Raw genomic sequence first — 941 nt, forward strand, 5'->3', positions numbered from 1 at the left:
CCACCCGCTGGGCCTCGGCACAACCGGCCAACCGCAGCCGCCCCGATCCCCGCGCACCCGCCCCGCGCCGCATCGGCCTGGCGCTCGGTGGTGGCTCGGCGCGCGGCTTCGCGCACATCGGCGTGCTGCAGGCGCTGGACGAGGCCAAGGTGCCCGTCGACGTGGTGGCCGGCACCAGCGCCGGCGCCCTGGTGGGCGCGTTCTACGCGGCCGGCGTCTCGCCCTGGAAGATGCAGGAGATCGCGCTCAAGGTGCGCGACATCGACGTCGCCGACTTCGCCTCGGGCAACAAGCGCGGCATGCTCGGTGGCATGGCGCTGCGCCGCCTGGTCAACAGCCTGCTTGGCGACGTGCCGATCGAAAAAATGCCGCGCCGCTTCGCCGCCGTGGCCACCGACCTGGCCTCCGGCGACAAGGTGGCGCTGCAGCGCGGCGACACGGGTGCCGCCGTGGCGGCCTCGTGCGCGATCCCCGGGGTGTTCATCCCGGCCCAGCTCAACGGCCGCGAACTGGTGGACGGTGGTCTGACCAGCCCGGTGCCCGTGGGCGTGGCGCGCCAGCTCGGGGCCGAGGCCGTGATCGCGGTGGACGTGGGCGGCAAGCCCAGCGCCAAACCGCGCAGCGGGCTCTATGAAATCATCCTGCAGTCGTTCGAGATCATGGGCCGTTCGCTGGCCGAGATGGAAGGCCAGACCGCGAACGTGCTCATCCGCCCGCGCACCGACGCCTTCGACAGCTCGGACTTCAACGCCCGCAAGGAAATGATCGAAGCCGGCTACCTGGCCGGCCAGTCGGCCCTGCCCGAGCTGCGCCGCCAGCTTGGCCTGGGCTGAACCCCCGGACGGCCCAACGGCTTGTATCTTCATATCTGACTGGCGCGGTAGAGTGTGGCCGCCGTTGAGGCGGCCAGACCGGCCCGTGCAGTTTGGTAGCGGCTGGGG

At 71.7% G+C, this 941-nt stretch carries 1 protein-coding gene; it reads left to right on the plus strand.

From position 1 onward, the window contains the following. Positions 1-833: patatin-like phospholipase family protein (locus QQK43_RS23155; protein WP_284309636.1), on the plus strand; the 833-nt coding region annotated here is incomplete at its 5' end. Positions 834-941: the final 108 nt, after the last annotated feature.

This window comes from Hydrogenophaga electricum (assembly GCF_030160815.1).
Taxonomy (GTDB): Bacteria; Pseudomonadota; Gammaproteobacteria; order Burkholderiales; family Burkholderiaceae_C; genus Hydrogenophaga; species Hydrogenophaga electricum.